The organism is Burkholderia sp. PAMC 26561 (genome assembly GCF_001557535.2).
Classification (GTDB): domain Bacteria; phylum Pseudomonadota; class Gammaproteobacteria; order Burkholderiales; family Burkholderiaceae; genus Caballeronia.
In genome coordinates, this window is the sequence record NZ_CP014306.1 from 433675 (window position 1) to 450363 (window position 16689).

Consider the following 16689-nt stretch of genomic DNA (forward strand, 5'->3'; position numbering starts at 1 on the left):
CAGAAGAACGGTTACCGCCATAACCACCAACACTTGAACCCCTCCCCCTCCGTCAACAGATACCCACACGCTTCGCCACCAGTAACTGTGGCAGTCAATACGGAAACCTGGCCCACACATAACAACGGGCGGATCCCATAACGGCTTCACAACAATTTGAATTTGCCTAAGACTTCGCCATCGATGATCCCAAACGAGCACGGGCGCAACGTAACCAGTACAGCCCCACCCCTCCGTTTGGGCGCCAGCGCGCAGCGCGGAGGCCTAATTAGCGGATTCCCACACTGGTGGCGAAGCGTGTGGGTTGCCGTTGACGGAGGGGGAGGGTTTCAAGTGTTCTTGATTGCGGCGTCGAGCGTTCTTGTGAAGTACCAAACAGTCTGGAACTGCACGCTCGGGACACTTATGTGCCATCGGTGGAGAGGCGTTTTCTTTGCTTCGTTTCTTTTTCGCCGTTGGAAAAAGAAATGAAGTCCCGCCACGCACAGTGGCTAATAGTGCTAAAAAAATCAGCCAAGACGTAACGCGCGAAGACCTAAAGAGTAGCAACCCAGCATCAAACCCCCACCGCAGCACAAGACCAACTCAATGCAAAACCCCCACCTCAATAGCCTCGCTATAAACCGAAGCCACGCGGCGAGCGATCACCGGCGTATCGAAATTAGCCTTGGCATAATCCCGACAAGCTTGCTCGCTTGGCAAAACAAGCGACCCATCGAGCGCACCGATCAACCCCTCGGCGATCGCATCAACCCCTGTAGAAGGCAAAACAAGATTCCCTGACAAAGGCGCAACCGCCTCCGGCAACCCGCCAACCGGCGTAACCAGCACCGGCGTGCCAGACGCCAGCGACTCCACCGTAATCAACCCGAACCCCTCGAGCGCAACCGTCGGCACGATACTCACATCAGCCGCCCGATAAAGCGCCGCCAAATGCCGATCAGGCACAAACCCGAGAAGACGCACGTTATCGTCGAGACCGGCTTCGGTAATGCGCGCCTGCAGCTCTTCAGCTAGCCGCCCCTTCCCCGCGATCAGCAACAACACATCGGGCTGCTTCGCCTTCACGCGCTTCATCGCTTCAATAAGATCTTCCAGTCCCATGCGCCGCACGAGTCGCCGCACTGCAAGCACGACCGGACGATCCTGCGGAAGCTGCAAACGCCGGCGCGCATCGGCACGGCTCAACGGCACGTTGAACTGCGAAACATCTACACATCCCGGCACCACGCGAATCCGGTCTGCAGGAATGGAATATCGCGACTGCAAGATCTCGCCGAATGCCTCCGATAAAACAATTAGCCGCGTCGAACGCGCATACACACGTTGCTCGAGCATCCGCTTGGTACGTTGCCCAATGGTGTCCGCGCCTTCGACATGACTCTCGTCGGCCCAAGGTCCCTGGAAATGCGAAACCTGCGGAATGCCACGCGTGACATCGAGTCCAGGGAATGTATAAAGCGCAAAATGCGACGAGACGACGTCGGGCGTTTCGCGGCTCAGCGAGGCACGCAACGCACGGCGGGCCGCCATCAGCCGGCGCGGCAACGATTGCGCGGCAGGACCGAAACCGTGAATGGCGCCTTCTGTATCGGATGCGACTCGCGCCGATCCCGCGACCACGCCACGCACGGTGACGCCCGCGCCCGGCAGCGCGCCAACCAGCGTGTGATACATGCGGTCGAGACCGCCCGCGCGCTCAGGGAACCAGTGCATCCCGATCTGCAGCGACTTGATGGCTTGTGTGCTCATATCCCTGACCCCGCTTCAATATCGTTGAAAAATAAATTGCTTATATGGAGGCCACGCTTTCGGCCTTTTGCGCATCGCTTGTATCGTTCGATGAAGCCACTGCACCCTTCTGATTCGCAAACCCGCGATACAGATCCAGATAGCGCCGCGCCATCCGCGCCCATCCGAACTGGTCCGCAAGCAGGCGCGCGGCCACGCCCATTTCACGGCGTAGCTCAGGTGCATCCGCGAGCTTCAAGACAGCTCCCGCGAGCGCAGTGGCATCGTCGGGATCGTCGAGCACGATGCCGCAATCCGTGCCGATGATCTCCGCCCCGCCCGCCGTCTTCGCCGTGATGACCGGCAAGCCGGCCGCGAGCGCCTCGAGCAGGGACAAGCTCATGGCTTCGTATCGCGAGGGGAAAACGAATGCGTCGACGGAATGCATGAGCGTCGGCATGTTCTTCACGAGCCCGAGAAAATGCACGCGATCGCCGATGCCGAGCGCCTTCGCTTCATCGGGGTAAGGGCTGCCCGGGATGTAACCGGCGACCGCCAGATGTACGCTCGACGGTAGCTCCAGTAGCGCCTTCAGGACGGTGTCGAGGTTCTTGCGCGGCGTGCGCAGGTCGCCCACGAACAACAGCAGGCAGGCATCGTCGGGAAGCTGGAACTGCGCCCTGTCGCTGCCAGTGCGACGTGCCGCTGTGAAAGCGGTCGTATCCACGCCGTTGTAGACGACCTCGATACGCTCGCTCTCCGTACCGTTTGCGCGAATCTCCACGGCGACCTTCTCCGACACGGCCGCGATGATCTTCGAGCGCTGGTACGCCCAGTGTTCCAGCTTCGCATTGACGTGGCTGTAGACGACTTGATATGCAGACCACAAACCGCCGGTGAGCTTGAATGGATAGTAAGGACTCCGCAGCCAGCCGCCATGCACGAAGTGAGCGGTGTTCACATCGGCTTTGGTCCACGATATGAATCCGTTCACATGCAGCACGTCATAGTCCTTTTTGTGTTTCTTTAGCCACAGTGCGGTCTTCAGCGCGAAGACCTGCTGCTTGAAAAGCTTGGTCGGCCAGAAGCGCCCGACCTTGATCGCGACCCATCGCAAACGCGTTTCCGATGCCAGTTCGGGCGCCACATGCGACGCAAGCAACGTGACCTGGTGGCCCTCCGCCAGCGCGGCGCGTGCGATCTCGTAGTTCACGCGGCCTTGCCCGTCGTTATGACGCACGACATGGGTGACGATGGCGATTCTCATCGGATTGCCTTGTGTGGAATGGATTGTTCGAAGACCGCGCGTGCCCGCTTCTTTTCGAGCCGCATGTGATGGCGAGCGGCCAGGACCGAGCACAGGCCCATGTAAAGGATCATTCCGCCAATCGATGTGAAGGTGTTGGTGAAGACCAGCATGCCGACAATCGCAAACGCCACGCTCAATGAGGCTTGCGCGTACTTGTCATCGCGCAGGGAAAACGACGCACGGAATGCGCGCATCAACAGCAGGCCGAGTCCGGCGAGGTACATCAGTGAACCTGGCCAGCCGAGCACGAACGGCACGTTCATCACGCCGCTGTCGAAGCTGCCGTATTTTCCCAGATCACCGTTCGATGACGAAAGCTTGGTAGAAGAACCTGTCGCCCCAAAACCTTCGCCCGACACATCCGTAAAGGCTGTTTTCGCAAACGATGCATAGAACTCGTTGCGCGCGGCGTAGCTGTTGTCATCGCTGAGATTGGTGATGGATTGCAGGCGCGTCGCCATCTTGTCGGCGATAGGACCGAAGGTCAGCAACGGCACCGAGAGCGCGACCAGCACCACTCCGCCAATCAGAATCCGCACGCGTACCTTGTTGCTCGCCTTGATGATTTGCAGGACCATCGCGATGACCCAGCCGCCCCACGTCGAGCGCACCATGCAAAGTCCGAACGAGATAAAGCCGAGACCACCGGCAAGCCATCGCACGCTCTGGGTGCCGGCCATGGTGAAAGTGAGCGCGGCCATCATCGCGAGGGCGAACGGGCCGGATGAATTCATGGTGCTGAACACACGCACGCCAAGGCGAACGGGGTCGCCCTGCGACGCCATTTGCGATCCGATCATCCACATTGCGTCCCATGCGGGCATGATGAAGAACTGCACGAGCCCGTAACCGCCCATGAACAGCATGCCCCAGATGAATGTATCGAGAATCGCCTGGCGATACTTTGGATATTCGCGTGCATGGACCATGATGTGGAATCCGATAAGCACCGGATAAAGCCACGCAGCGAGATCGTAGGTAGCCGCCATGGGGCCGTTTGACATCACGCCGATCAGATACGCATAAGCGAGCCCGAGGAAGATCAGCAGGACCGGCACGCCGCGTCTTTCGGCAAGCACGCGGTAATGCCGCACAACGGTCAGCGCGCATATCATCGTGACGACAACCGGCGCGATCTGGATCAGGCTCGTCGGCGTGAAGCCGCCCTTTGCGTAGTCGGCAAGGCGCCGGACTTCCGGGCTCAGGAACCATTGCCACCAGACAAAGCCGATGTATCGGGCGGGGCTCTTGATATAAAGCCACAAGCCGACCGCTGTCGATAAAAACGGAAAAGCCAGCGTCAGCACCGTGCCCTGATGCGCGAGGATGAGCAGCAGCGTGAACGCCCAGAAGCCGGTCTGCGGCACCCAGTGTTTGGGTTCATCGCGGAACAGTCCGAGGAACCCTGCGCGCGCGGGCTTACCGCCGTTCTCGATCAGATCGGCAATGAATTTGGGCGTGCGCGGAGCGGCTGGCGTGCTCATCGTCAGTGCGCCCTGCGTGATGATGCGATGCCGTGAAGATCGGCATGCGCCGGCGTTTCGACGGGACGCGCATTGCGCATGAACTCCTGCGTGATGCGGACGTGCTGCATCGCGAACTGATGGGTCGTGTAATCACGCGCCGCAAAGTGACGGCTCGCGGCCTGCGCGCGCTGCAGCGCGAGTTCGGGATTGGCGACGATTGTCTCGAGCGTGCCCTGCAACGCCTGCACGTCGTGCGGCGGCACATAAAACACATGCTCGGGTCCAAAGTAATCGCGCAACGAACCGACGTCGGAAACAATCACGGGCTTGCCCAGCGCAACGGCTTCCAGCACGACTGTGATGCCTGAAACATGCGTGTTATGGCGCAACGGCACGAAGATCACATCGGCCCAATCGTAGAGTTCACGGGCCGCCTTGAGGCCGATGGCCGGCGCGATTATCACGTTGCCGGCATGCAGTTCCTTCGATACCCGGCGACGCGTCGCAATCCGCACTTCACATGCAGGATTCTGCCGGAATGCCTTGACCAGCGATTCCCAATCGCGATCACGATCATTGCCAATCGCGCCAATTCGAACGGGCGTATCCGGTTTCCACGCCGCTGGTTCCTGCAACGGAAAGTCGCGCGGATTGATGCCGTAGAAAACCTGCTGCACCTCGCGCTTCAGGTAGTCACGCGCCATCTGCGCATTCTCGGTCGCGTGGGTGGTCAGCACATCGGCGCGTGCGAGCAGCTTCTTATAGAAGAATTTCCTTATCGCACCGTAGCTCGCCCATTTATCGAAGAGCCAGACGCTTTGCGCGAGCAACATTGGATTGCCGCGGGCGCGTCCCTTCAACAAAAGCAACAACGCCGCCGATAAATGCTCGTGCTCCGTATGCGTCCACACCACGTCCGAATTCAGGATCTCGTCGCGATTGCGCCACGTATGAACGAAATCGAAGCCGAGCACGGCTTTCAATCCGCGGCGAGCGAGACGCACGATCTTGTTCTCGGGTTTGTCGCGCGAATACGTCAGCGTCATCTCCGGCGACTCGGCGTGGTGATATCCGTAAAGACAACCAATGTTCTCGCCCTTCCGATAAAACCGCGGATCGGAGCCATAGAAAAGATGCACGTGAACCTTCGTAGGCTGCACGCCGGAAGCCTCGGCGTCGCCGTGTTGTCGCTGTGAATGCAGGACCCTCGATACGCGGCTCATGCGGCTTTCGCTCCATCGGAATGGCTGCGCATGGCGAGCGCATACGCTGCGGGTTCGTGCTGCGCGTCGCGGCGGGCGTCGCGGGCGCCTCGACGCATTGCGCGATAACGCGTCCAGCAAGCGGCATTGCGGGTACGTGCGAGCGCGAGGAGCGTCTGAGCGAATCCCGGCATGGCACGCGTGCCGATGGCCGCGTACCAGTACCAAGCGACATGCCGTGCGATGGGACCCAGATGTTCACGCAACACGAGATGCACGTTGTAGGCGGTGTCCGCCAGCGCGCCGAGCGTTTGCGCATCCCGGCCGTTGTCATCGAAACGCTCGGCCGGAAAATGATCGACAGCGACGCGCGGATCGTAGACCATCTTCCAGCCCGTGCGCTTCACGCTCAAGCTGAACGATAAATCGTTGCAAGGCTGCGCGCCCTTGCCTCGCAAGCGGGTATCGAAGCGCAACTGGCCGACAGCCGCGCGCCGGTAAATCATGTTCGCGCCCTTGAGCAACCAGACTTCGCGCGGCGCGCCAACGCCCAGATGATGATTCCCGATGATCTTCCCCGAGCGGCGAATCTGGCCGACCTCGGTGCGTTCGCCATCGAGCAATGAACCGTGTTCGAAGACCCAGTCGCGGCCGCCCAATGCGCCCAGTGACGCATCGCCGGAGAAAGCTTCATCTATGCGTGCAAGCCAGTCGATTCGCGGTGCCGCGTCGTCATCGGTAATCGCGACGATGTCACCGCGCGCTGCATCGAGGCCACGGTTCAACGCCGCGACCTGACCGCCGAGTCCGGTTTCGATCACGCGCAACTCGAACGGATTTCCCTCGGCCATTTCCGTTTCGATCGCGCGATGCGTGGCATCGTCCTCAGGCCGCGCGACGATCAGCACTTCATCGGCCGCGCGCGTTTGTGTACGCAACGCCGCGAGGCATCGCTTCAGATCGGCCGGACGGCGATACGTCGGAACCAGCACGGAAATAGTCAGGGTCGATGTCATGCGCGCTCCGATGCGTCAAACGTTCAGGTAGTCTTCAACCGCTGCGTAGTGCCCGCGGTTATAGCCGCGCGAGCGCTGCGCCATGCCGTTCATGATTGCGCCGGCGAGCGGAATGCCCGCTGTGCGCAGACGCCGGATGGCATCGGAGATTTCCATTTCGTTGTGCGCGCCCGAGCGCATCACGAGGAAGTTCGTGCCCGACAACTTGCCGATGATCGATGCGTCCGTCACCGCGAGAATCGGCGGGGTATCGATGAAGACCACGTCGTAGACACGTCCCAGGCCATCGAGATATTGCTGCAGGCGCGGCGACATCAGCAGCTCCGACGGATTCTCCGGGCGCTTGCCTGCGGGCATGAAACTGAGCAACGGTGTGCGCGTGGTACGTATTGCCTGTTCCAGCCCGATAGTTCCAGCAAGCAGTTCGGCCAAACCATTCGCACGATCGAGGCCGAATGACCGCTCGAGTTTGCCGCGCCGCATGTCGGCATCGATCAGCAAAACCTTTTTACCCGATGCCGCAAGCAGCACTGCCAGATTCACCGCCAGGAAACTCTTGCCGACGCCCGATGCCGGGCCAGTGAGCATCACCGTATGGTTGCGCGCTTCCATGAGCGTGAATTGCAGCGACGTGCGCAGGCTGCGCATGATCTCCACGCAGACGTCGTTCGGGCGCATGACTGCGAGAATGGGCAGGACACGATCGCGATCACGCTCGGTACGCTTGGCTTCGGCATCGAGCTTCGTTTGTTCCACGCTCAGCGGCACGAGTCCGATCAGCGGCAAACCGGCCAGGCGCTCGACCTTGTCCGGGTCCACGATGCCCTTGAACATCGCGCGGCGCAGGAACACGAAGCCCGTGCCGAGGATCAGTCCAAGGATCACCGCAGCCGACATGATCAGGACTTTCTTCGGCTTGATCGGCGCGCCGGGGCGCAAGGCGGCATCGACTATATGCACGTTGCCGCCCGTGCCGGCCTTCTGCACCGACAATTCCTGCACGCGGTTCAGCAGCAGAACGTAGATGTCCTCGGCCACTTTTGCATCGCGTTGCAGCGATACAGCCTTAACTTCCGACGCCGGCAAGTTACGAAAGCGCTCGCCAAACCTCGCGCGTTCCGCTTCGAGCTGACCGAGTTGCTGCTGCGCCACGATAAGCGCCGGATGAGCACTGTTGTAGCGCTGATTCAACGTCGCAATCTGCAACTTCAGTCCGGATATCTGCGCCTCGTAGCTGATGCTGCCTTCGAGGTAGACCTTGGCTTCATCGCTGGCGTTGATCGAACCGGACTTGCTTTGATATTCGGTCAGCGCAGCCTCGGCGTGCTCCAGATCACCCTTCAAACGCGGCTGTTCGCTCTTCAGGAACGCGAGCATCTTTTCGGCATCGGCTTGTTTGCTTTCGATGTGCTGATGCAGATATGAATCAGCCAGTGCATTCGCAATTTCCGCGGCGCGTGCCGGGTCGCCGTTCTCCAACGATATTTGAATGACGCCCGTCGCCTTCCCCTGCTCCGCCACCGTGATGCCCGACTGAAACGACGCGATGGCGTCCAGGTCGTTCGCCCGCAGCACGGTGAAGCGCGTGCCGGGACGCGCGACGAGTTTCGCCACGTTGATGTTCACGCCGTTGCCGCTTTCCATCGTGCCGACGGTGCCCTCAAGCAGCATGCGGCCATCCGGCGTCGCGAGCGAATAGCGGTTGTTGGCAAGCGCGGTCAACGTGAGCTTCTGCCCTTCGAGCGGCTGCACGACTTCAATGGAATCGATCGCCGCCTGCTCACCGCCCCAGGCATATGAGCTCATTCCAAGCCACGGCTTCGACGGCTTGCCCGGCGTCGCAAGGCGCCCTGCCAGGCTGCCGAGCAGCGGCACGGTCATAGGTGTGACGGAGAAGTTGAGCTTGCATTGGGTGACAACGGGCGCAACCACCCCACGGCTCTTGATGATCTCGATCTCCGCATCCGTTGGCAGCGCGCCCGACGAATTGCCGATAGCCGCGCCCGTCTGCGTTTGCGTGAGCGCTTGCGACGTGTTGTCGGATTGCTCGACACGCACATGGGCATCGGCGGAATACACGGGCTTGGCGACGTAGCAATACGCGCCAGCTGCGAGCACGATGAACGCCGCGATCCCGATCAGCCACCAGATGTCGTCGATGATCACCTGCAGCAACTGCCCGAGAACGACGTCCTCTTCTTCTGTCTTGCCCTGATAGGAATGTGCTGGCGTGCTCACGTTTCAATCCCGGTTGATATGACGCGCATTGACGATTAACGCGTCAGTTGCTTCAGGTAGAAGATTGTCTGCAGAGTCGGCAGGACCTGGTTGACCAGACGGTTGAACTGCACCGTCCCGGCCGTGCCCACATACACCACGTCGAGCGGTTGCAAACGGAATTGCGTGGACAGCAGCAACGAGTCCGGTTGCGTCAGGTCGAGCCGGTAGATATCGGGCGATTCGGGTTTTTCTCGCGCACCGCGCACCACGTAGATCTGCCGCGCGTTGGCGTCTGTATCGAGAATGCCGCCGGCTTGCGTGAGGGCATCGGCTATCGTGAGGCGGCCTTTCATCATCGATACAGGCAGCGGCGTCTTGACCTCACCCATCACGAATACCCGGCTGTCCGTGCGGTCCGGAACGTTGACGATATCGCCTGCTTGAAGCATCACGTTCTGATCTATTTCACCGCGATCGAGCACGCCGTCGGCATCGAGTTGATACAGCTTGCCGTTGCGCGTAAGACGCACGCGTTGCAGGTCGGCGTCGGCAGTCGTTCCGCCGGAACGCGTGATGGCATCGACGAGCGTAAGCGGCACGTCGCTCATTGCAAGCGGCCCGGGGGTCTTCACTTCGCCCGTCACCGACACCTTCTGGCTTCTGTACGCAAGCACGCGCACATCGACCTGCGGCTTCTTGAAATACGGCGTCAAGGCTGCTGCAAGCTGATCGCGGATCTCGCCTGCGGTCTTGCCCGCCACGCGGACCTTGTCGAGAAACGGAAAGAAGATCGTGCCGTCGGGAGAGACGGTCTGACCGAACGGATCGGCCTGGCCCGGCAGCGCCGTGGTGTACGGCTGCGCGAGCGCGCCGGCCACCGTTTGCGTGGTGTTGCCACCGGCAGACAAGGTCTGCCCCTGCTGCGTGGTCAGTTCGGGATGATCCCAGACCGTGACGCCAATAATGTCCTGCGGCGCCACGCGATACACATATTGCGCCGGATCGGCAAAACGCGCAGGCGGTAACGGCGCGGCAGCGGCCGGACGATTTTGCTGCAGGATGACATCGGCCGAAATCAGGCGGACCGGATAAGTCGCCGTTGGCGTAGGGTCGTTGTCCTGCAGGCGCGATGTATTCAGGCTATAGCCCGGCAGCGCGCCACAAGCCGACAGAAAAGTCGTCAGCGAAAGGACCACGGAAACAGTAAAAGCTAGAGACCGGTTCACCATATTTTATTCAGCCATCCCTGGACCAGACGTTCAATAAGCCCGAAGCTCTCGCGATAGGCGCTTTCATGGCGACCATATGGATCGATCACTTCCGAGTCTTCCCACTTTCCGAGCAAGTGCACCTTGCCGCGCGTGACCGGTTCCATCTCCTCGATCGCCGTGATGTGCTTGCGTTCAGGTACCAGAATCAGATCGACTGCACGAGCCATGGCGCGATCGAGCTGGCGTGCAGCATGTCCCGATGAATCGACGTCGCATTCCATCAAGAGCCGCGACATGGTCGTATCGATAGCGCGGCCCTCTTGCGCAAAGAGCCCTGCCGATCCGAACTCGATTCCGCGTCTCGCATGTTTGTTGACCATCCGGGCCGAGTGCGCGCGAAACAGCATCTCGGCGACGGGGCTCCGGCAGACATTTGCATGGCAGACAATCAAGACGCTTTGAAACATGTGGGCGGTGTCCGTGAATATGTTCGATACTGCGGCGCATGGCGCGAGCACCGGGTCCTTCGGCCGGTCTTCGCGCATGAGAGTTCTACGGGTTAAGCCGTGACCGGCGACTTGGCCGCTTGCCGGACGCCGCGCCCGATCGCGTGATATTCAATACCGATCTCAGCCATCGTTTCCGGCTCGTAGAGATTGCGGCCATCGAAAATAAGTGGTGTTTTCAGGCGGCGTTTCATGCCATCGAAGTCCGGGCTCTTGAACGCCTTCCACTCCGTCACGATGATCAACGCATCCGCGCCATCGAGCGTATCGGCGTGGTCCTTTGCGTAGCTCAAACGCGCGAGTTGCTCGGGGGTATCGCGTAGATCGAGCGCGATCACACGTTGGGCTTCGTCCGTTGCGACGGGGTCGTAGGCGCTGATCGTCGCGCCGCGTTCCAGCAGCGCCGCGATCAACACGCGGCTCGGGGCGTCGCGCATGTCGTCGGTATTCGGCTTGAACGCGAGGCCCCACAGCGCAAATTTCTTGCCGCTCAGATCATTGCCGAGGCGTGCAACAATCTTGTTCGCAAGCGTCTGTTTCTGCGCCTCATTCACCGATGTCACCGCCTTCAGGATTTCCATCTGCTCGTTGTGCTCGCCGGCCGTCTGGATCAGCGAGCGCACGTCCTTCGGAAAACACGATCCGCCATAACCGCAACCCGCATACAGGAAGTCGTACCCAATGCGCGGATCGGAACCAATACCGCGACGCACCGCTTCAATATCCGCGCCCACACGATCCGCGAAATTCGCGAGTTCGTTCATGAACGAGATGCGCGTGGCAAGCATGGCGTTGGCCGCGTATTTCGTGAACTCGGCCGACCGTACATCCATGTAAAGCGTGCGTTCGTGGTTCCGGTTGAACGGCGAATAAAGACGCTTCATGCGTTCGCGCGCGCGTTCGCCGGGGACATCGTCGTCACAACCGAGCACGATTCGATCGGGCCGCGTGAAGTCGTCGATAGCCGCGCCTTCCTTCAGGAACTCCGGGTTCGACACCACGGAGAACATGTGTGTCTCGCCGCGCTCGGCGAGTTCATGATCGATCGCCGCTTTCACGCGGCGCGCGGTACCGACGGGCACCGTGGATTTGTCGACGATGACCTTGAAGTTGTTCATGTAACGGCCAATGTCGCGCGCCGCAGCGAGCACGTATTTCAGATCGGCGGAGCCGTCTTCGTCGGACGGCGTACCGACCGCAATGAACAGCACTTCGCCGTGCTCGACAGCAGCTTTCACATCGGTCGAAAACGTCAGGCGCCCCGCTGCGCGATTGCGCGCAATGACTTCCTGCAGGCCCGGTTCATGGATCGGCACGCCGCCGCTGTTGAGAATGGCGATCTTGCGTTCGTCGAGGTCAAGACAGAACACGTCGTTGCCGATGTCGGCGAGGCACGCGCCCGTCACGAGGCCTACATAGCCGCTTCCGATGATGGTGAGTTTCATAGCACGTGCTCCAGGGTTGGCAAATTATTCAAGCGTTATTCGATGATTCTTCTAGTAGGCGTTGGCGCCCGCAAAACCCTTCCACAAAGTCATCGCGACGATCTTCATGTCGAGTCCGAAGGTCCAGTGCTGCATGTAGTACAGGTCGAGCTTCACGCGTCCCATCATCTTTTCGATGCGGTCCGTTTCGCCGCGAAAACCGTTCACCTGCGCCCAGCCGGTAATGCCGGGTTTGATGCGATACCGGTACATGTAGCCCTTCACGAGATCCTTGTAGATGTCGTCGTGTTCGAGCGCATGCGGGCGCGGACCGACCACCGACATCTCGCCGCGCAGCACATTGATGAACTGCGGCAGTTCGTCGAGGCTCGTGCGCCGAAGGAAAGCACCTACGCGCGTCACCCGCTTGTCGCCCTTCTTCGCTTGTGTCACGTGCCCGGCGGTTTCCTTGTGCACGCGCATGGAGCGGAACTTGAAAATCTCGAACTCGTTTCCATCGATACCCTTGCGCTTTTGCTTGAAGAACACCGGTCCTGGCGACGAAAACTTCACCGCAACCGCGAGCGCGATCAACAGCGGTGCGAGACTCAGCAACACGATGGCGGCAAACATGCGATCGAACACGCGCTTGGGCAGTACCTTCAAATCCGTGATCGGCGACGCCGCCAGGTTGATCGCCGGCACGCCGAGCAGATCGACCACGGCGTGATTGAAGAACGACAGGCTGCGTACGTCCGGGATGAAGCGGATGTTCACGAAGTCATCGCGGAACTCGGTAACCAGTTTGTGGATGGTGCGTTCCTGTGAAATCGGCAACGCCAGCCACAGTTCACGAATTGCGCGACGCCGAACGAGTTGTGTCAGGTCGGCCAGATCTCGGCTCACCGGCACGCCTGCGAGCGTCTCTTCGGCGAAGGCATCATCGAACACATACACCGGACGAAAACCCGCTTCCGGTCGGCTGCGCATCTGCTCGATCAGGAACTGGCCATAAGGCGCCGCGCCAACGATCGCCACCGCTTTCTGATTGAAACCTTCGCGCCGCAGCGACTTGAGCGCTGCATGCACGCTCGCCTTCGAAATCATCAACAGCGCTGCCGTGGCCACGCCCCAATAAAGCAACCACATACGCGACAGCAAATCTGCACGATGCACGCTGAACGTAAGCAGCACGCCCGCGCCTTCCACCATCAGCCATGCGACCGTCACGCGCAGCAACAGGTCGTAGACGGGCTTGCCGCGCCACGACTTGTAGATTCCAAACGACGGGAACGTCATGATCACCAGCACGCAATTGAATGCCAGCAGCGTGCTTTGCATGTCGTCGAGCCATACCGCATTTCCCGCGTGCAGCGACGCGGCGAGCAACGCGCCCAGCGCGACCATCGCTATGTCGATCATTCTCGAAAGCACGCTCAACATGTAGAACACCTCGGGTGAAATGCGCGGCGCGCTGGAACTCGTTCTGGCGTCGAAGCCGCTTCAAAGCGAGTACGCCAATTACCTTGGTACATACCCGTATAAGGCTGGAATTTAATTCATGCTGCAACCGCAAAATAATGCGTGAATTAATTCACCGTTTTCAACGGATTTATTTTCGTCATATGCGGGATTGACTGGCGTTTCGATCGTCGGTTGTCGCGCGGCGTTGCGGATTTTTCGCGGACGTCGTCAACGACTTCGATGCTTACTCCGCAAGGGTTTCGGCCGAATCTTAGGCAATTATTTTCGAATAAAAAATTCGCGCTTCGTAAGAAAAAAATTCAGGCGTCAGTCTCAGTTACATCGAATGGCCGGCATACCGGCCCGCATATAGCTGTCGATTATTTTCTGGTTTTTTGATTTATCGGCTATTTACTCCGTGCTAAAAATTGCAATACCCGTTCAAGCCCAGGAGTTCCCTCTTCATGACCGCCATCGATACAACGCTTGTCAGCGCGCCACACTTTCCTGCCGCCTCCGAAACCCGGCTGAGAATCCAGCCCGTCATCCTCGCCGGTGGCGCCGGAACCCGTCTCTGGCCCATGTCTCGCGAGCATTTCCCGAAGCAGTTGATCGGCTTGATTGGCGAACAGTCGCTTTTGCAATCCACCGCGCAACGGCTCGACGGCCTGACATACGGCACGGCCCGCGTCGACGACGCCATCATTGTGTGCGGCGAGGATCATCGTTTCACGACGGCAGACCAGTTGCGCTCGTCGGGCCGCAAAGCCGACCTGCTGCTCGAACCGGTCGCGCGCAATACGGCCCCTGCGTTGACCGTTGCCGCCATGCATGCATTGGCGTACGGCGATGACGCCGTTCTCGTCGTGATGCCCGCAGACCATGTTGTTACGGATACCGAAGCGTTTCACAAGGCAATTGGTGCGGGCGCGAAATGCGCGGAAGACGGTGCGATTGTCACGATGTGCATCGTCCCGACACATGCGGAAACAGGCTACGGGTATATCAAGGTCGGGCAGCGGATGCTTGGCTCGGGCGCATGGCCGCTCGAAAGATTCGTCGAAAAACCGCATCTCGAACTTGCACGCCAATATGTGAGTTCCGGCGAGTACTGGTGGAACGCGGGAATTTTTATCGTACGGGCGTCAGTGTGGCTGAAAGCCATTCAACACTTCCAGCCCGCAATACATGCGGCCTGCCGCGCCGCGTGCGATGCCGGCACGCGCGACGGCGAATTTTTCCGCCTCGACAAACAAGCGTTCGCGGCCTCGCCTTCGGATTCCATCGACTATGCGGTGATGGAGCAGCTCGCCGCCGATCAAAGCACCTGCACGGGCGCCGTCATACCGCTTAACGCGGGCTGGTCCGACGTCGGTTCATGGGACGCAATCTGGAACATCCTGCCGAAGGACAGCGAAGAAAACGTCGCACGCGGACGTGTGATGTTCCAGGGATCGACATCCACATACGCGCATTCCGAAGGCCGGCTGATCGCGTGCGTGGGAACGCATAACCTCGTGGTCGTGGAAACGGCCGATGCCATTCTCGTTGCCGACAAGTCGTGCGTGCAGGACGTGAAGGCAATCGTCGGGCGCATCAAGGCCGAGCAAGGCAAGGAGGCAGCAGATCATCGCAAGGTGCACCGGCCCTGGGGCCATTACGATTCCGTCGATAACGGCGACCGGTTCCAGGTCAAGCGCATCGTGGTGAAACCGGGCGCGAGGTTATCGCTGCAAATGCATCACCACCGCGCTGAACATTGGGTCGTGGTGCGCGGCACGGCGCTGGTGACGCGCGGCCAGGAGGAGTTCATCCTTGCCGAAAACGAGTCGGTCTACATTCCGATTGGCGTGCAGCATCGGCTGGAAAATCCGGGAAAGATGCCGCTCGAAATCATCGAAGTCCAGTCGGGCACGTATCTGGGCGAAGACGACATCGTTCGTTTCGACGACAAATACGGTCGCCAATGAGAAACGTCATGCGGCGCGCGCTTTATGCGCGCCGCATGACGTGAAGTCTTGCGACGTCTAACCTTGCACGTCCGCAAAACGCCGCGCTTCGACGGGCGTCGCGCGTTCCAGTTGCGCATGATCGAGGTTGGCAGCAGCATCCATTGCGACTTCCGTCGACGCAGCCTGACCCGGATGCGAGACCCGCGTGGATTGCGACGCGATCCATCTACGCGACCATTCCAGCGCGTACGCCGCCGCTTCCTCCGCATTTCCGTACCGCGGACCAATCAGGCCCGAGCGCTCGACGCGCCGCCCGTCTTTCACGATCTCGGCCCAGCCGCGGAACATGCTGCCCGCGACCGGGCGCGCGATCGCATAGATGGCGTAGCCGTGCGCGTCATGCACCGGCGTGCAGTCGGGTTCGAAGGCCATGGGCACCGGATCGAGCCGACGTCCGGCCATGCGCGACGCATCGTGATACATGGGACGCGGCACATTCATGAGCATCGCGGCGCGACTCGCGGACAACGCCGTGGACGCATTCGCGCGTGCGACATCATGCGCATCCGGCAAGCGGCGCGGCACGGCAGCGAACAGCGCGTCGACGGCATTTGCACCGCGTCCGTCGCCGGCGCCCCACGATTCCGGGTTCTGCCAGAACACGCCGCGCAAGCGGTCGCATTCATACGCGCTTTGTGTTTGCCGCTGCGGCGCTTCGACCGGCGGCGAGGGAACAATGGCGAATGACCGGCCGCGCGTGGCGAGCTGGGTGACCATTTCTATCAGTGTGCCGTCCATTTGCCAGTCATTGAAACGACGGCGGCATGTCGGCACGGTTGGATAGTGGCTGGGAAGCTTCGACCACGTGTCACCGGTTGTCAGGATCCACAACACCGCGTTCACGATGGTGCGCGGATGTGCGCGCGGCCGGCCCCGACGATGTTCACGGACTTCGCCTTCGGCCACTAGCGGGGCGATCAGCGCCCACTCTTCATTGCTGAGTTCGTCGAAAAACATTGGGTTGCTCCGTGCAGCCAGACCGCTCTGCGAAAGTTGAACCAGGCGTTGAACCATGCGCGAAGGTGGAATCCACCCGCGCGACGCTGAATCAGGAAATTCGATGTGTTCGCAAACGTTTGCTAAAAACGACAAGTTGGTGCATACGAAATGCATCTAATCTGCGCCGTG

The 16689-nt window shown here is 60.2% G+C and carries 12 protein-coding genes; 1 reads left to right on the top strand and 11 read right to left on the bottom strand.

From position 1 onward, the window contains the following. Positions 1–585 precede the first annotated feature (585 nt). The 10 genes from AXG89_RS02040 to AXG89_RS02085 all read right to left on the bottom strand — a co-directional run bounded on the left by AXG89_RS02040 (position 586) and on the right by AXG89_RS02085 (position 13528). Positions 586–1752, bottom strand: coding sequence for a glycosyltransferase family 4 protein (locus AXG89_RS02040; RefSeq protein ID WP_062167463.1), 1167 nt, complete (start codon positions 1750–1752; stop codon positions 586–588). Between the two features lie 40 nt (positions 1753–1792). Further along, entirely contained in the window at positions 1793–2998 is a 1206-nt protein-coding gene (locus AXG89_RS02045) for a glycosyltransferase family 4 protein (protein ID WP_062167465.1), read from the bottom strand. Next, positions 2995–4524, bottom strand: coding sequence for a glucose-6-phosphate isomerase (locus tag AXG89_RS02050; RefSeq protein ID WP_062167466.1), 1530 nt, complete (start codon positions 4522–4524; stop codon positions 2995–2997). Before AXG89_RS02050 ends, AXG89_RS02045 begins: the two co-directional genes overlap by 4 nt. A gap of 2 nt (positions 4525–4526) precedes the next feature. Continuing rightward, complete coding sequence (locus AXG89_RS02055; protein WP_062170213.1) at positions 4527–5666, bottom strand: glycosyltransferase family 4 protein; 1140 nt, start codon at positions 5664–5666, stop codon at positions 4527–4529. A 59-nt stretch (positions 5667–5725) separates the two neighbouring features. Beyond that, entirely contained in the window at positions 5726–6712 is a 987-nt protein-coding gene (locus AXG89_RS02060; RefSeq protein WP_062170215.1) for a glycosyltransferase family 2 protein, read from the bottom strand. Positions 6713–6739: 27 nt separating this feature from the next. Continuing rightward, complete coding sequence (locus AXG89_RS02065; protein WP_062167467.1) at positions 6740–8962, bottom strand: polysaccharide biosynthesis tyrosine autokinase; 2223 nt, start codon at positions 8960–8962, stop codon at positions 6740–6742. 35 nt (positions 8963–8997) lie between these two features. Then, positions 8998–10173 carry a polysaccharide biosynthesis/export family protein gene (locus AXG89_RS02070; protein ID WP_062167468.1) on the bottom strand — a complete coding sequence of 392 codons (1176 nt, stop codon included), beginning with the start codon at positions 10171–10173 and terminating at the stop codon, positions 8998–9000. Next, positions 10167–10622, bottom strand: a complete 456-nt coding sequence (locus tag AXG89_RS02075) for a low molecular weight protein-tyrosine-phosphatase (protein WP_062170217.1) — start codon at positions 10620–10622, stop codon at positions 10167–10169. The genes AXG89_RS02070 and AXG89_RS02075 overlap by 7 nt, the downstream gene beginning before the upstream one ends. A gap of 92 nt (positions 10623–10714) precedes the next feature. Next, entirely contained in the window at positions 10715–12106 is a 1392-nt protein-coding gene (locus AXG89_RS02080) for a UDP-glucose dehydrogenase family protein (RefSeq protein ID WP_062000107.1), read from the bottom strand. Positions 12107–12157: 51 nt separating this feature from the next. After that, positions 12158–13528, bottom strand: coding sequence for an undecaprenyl-phosphate glucose phosphotransferase (locus tag AXG89_RS02085; protein ID WP_062167470.1), 1371 nt, complete (start codon positions 13526–13528; stop codon positions 12158–12160). 485 nt (positions 13529–14013) lie between these two features. On the opposite strand from AXG89_RS02085, the gene AXG89_RS02090 reads away from it, so the two are divergent. After that, the gene (locus tag AXG89_RS02090) at positions 14014–15519 is read left to right on the top strand and encodes a mannose-1-phosphate guanylyltransferase/mannose-6-phosphate isomerase (protein ID WP_062167472.1); all 1506 of its coding nucleotides are present in this window, start codon (positions 14014–14016) and stop codon (positions 15517–15519) included. A gap of 57 nt (positions 15520–15576) precedes the next feature. On the opposite strand, the gene AXG89_RS02095 is transcribed toward AXG89_RS02090, so the two are convergent. After that, positions 15577–16518, bottom strand: a complete 942-nt coding sequence (locus tag AXG89_RS02095; RefSeq protein WP_236873362.1) for a transposase — start codon at positions 16516–16518, stop codon at positions 15577–15579. Positions 16519–16689: the final 171 nt, after the last annotated feature.

What these genes read in the sequence shown, in the direction of transcription:
- AXG89_RS02040 (WP_062167463.1), bottom strand. Translation starts at nt 1,752, where the DNA reads ATGAGCACACAAGCCATCAAGTCGCTGCAGATCGGGATGCACTGGTTC.
- AXG89_RS02045 (WP_062167465.1), bottom strand. Translation starts at nt 2,998, where the DNA reads ATGAGAATCGCCATCGTCACCCATGTCGTGCGTCATAACGACGGGCAA.
- AXG89_RS02050 (WP_062167466.1), bottom strand. Translation starts at nt 4,524, where the DNA reads ATGAGCACGCCAGCCGCTCCGCGCACGCCCAAATTCATTGCCGATCTG.
- AXG89_RS02070 (WP_062167468.1), bottom strand. Translation starts at nt 10,173, where the DNA reads ATGGTGAACCGGTCTCTAGCTTTTACTGTTTCCGTGGTCCTTTCGCTG.
- AXG89_RS02075 (WP_062170217.1), bottom strand. Translation starts at nt 10,622, where the DNA reads ATGTTTCAAAGCGTCTTGATTGTCTGCCATGCAAATGTCTGCCGGAGC.
- AXG89_RS02080 (WP_062000107.1), bottom strand. Translation starts at nt 12,106, where the DNA reads ATGAAACTCACCATCATCGGAAGCGGCTATGTAGGCCTCGTGACGGGC.
- AXG89_RS02085 (WP_062167470.1), bottom strand. Translation starts at nt 13,528, where the DNA reads ATGTTGAGCGTGCTTTCGAGAATGATCGACATAGCGATGGTCGCGCTG.
- AXG89_RS02090 (WP_062167472.1), top strand. Translation starts at nt 14,014, where the DNA reads ATGACCGCCATCGATACAACGCTTGTCAGCGCGCCACACTTTCCTGCC.
- AXG89_RS02095 (WP_236873362.1), bottom strand. Translation starts at nt 16,518, where the DNA reads ATGTTTTTCGACGAACTCAGCAATGAAGAGTGGGCGCTGATCGCCCCG.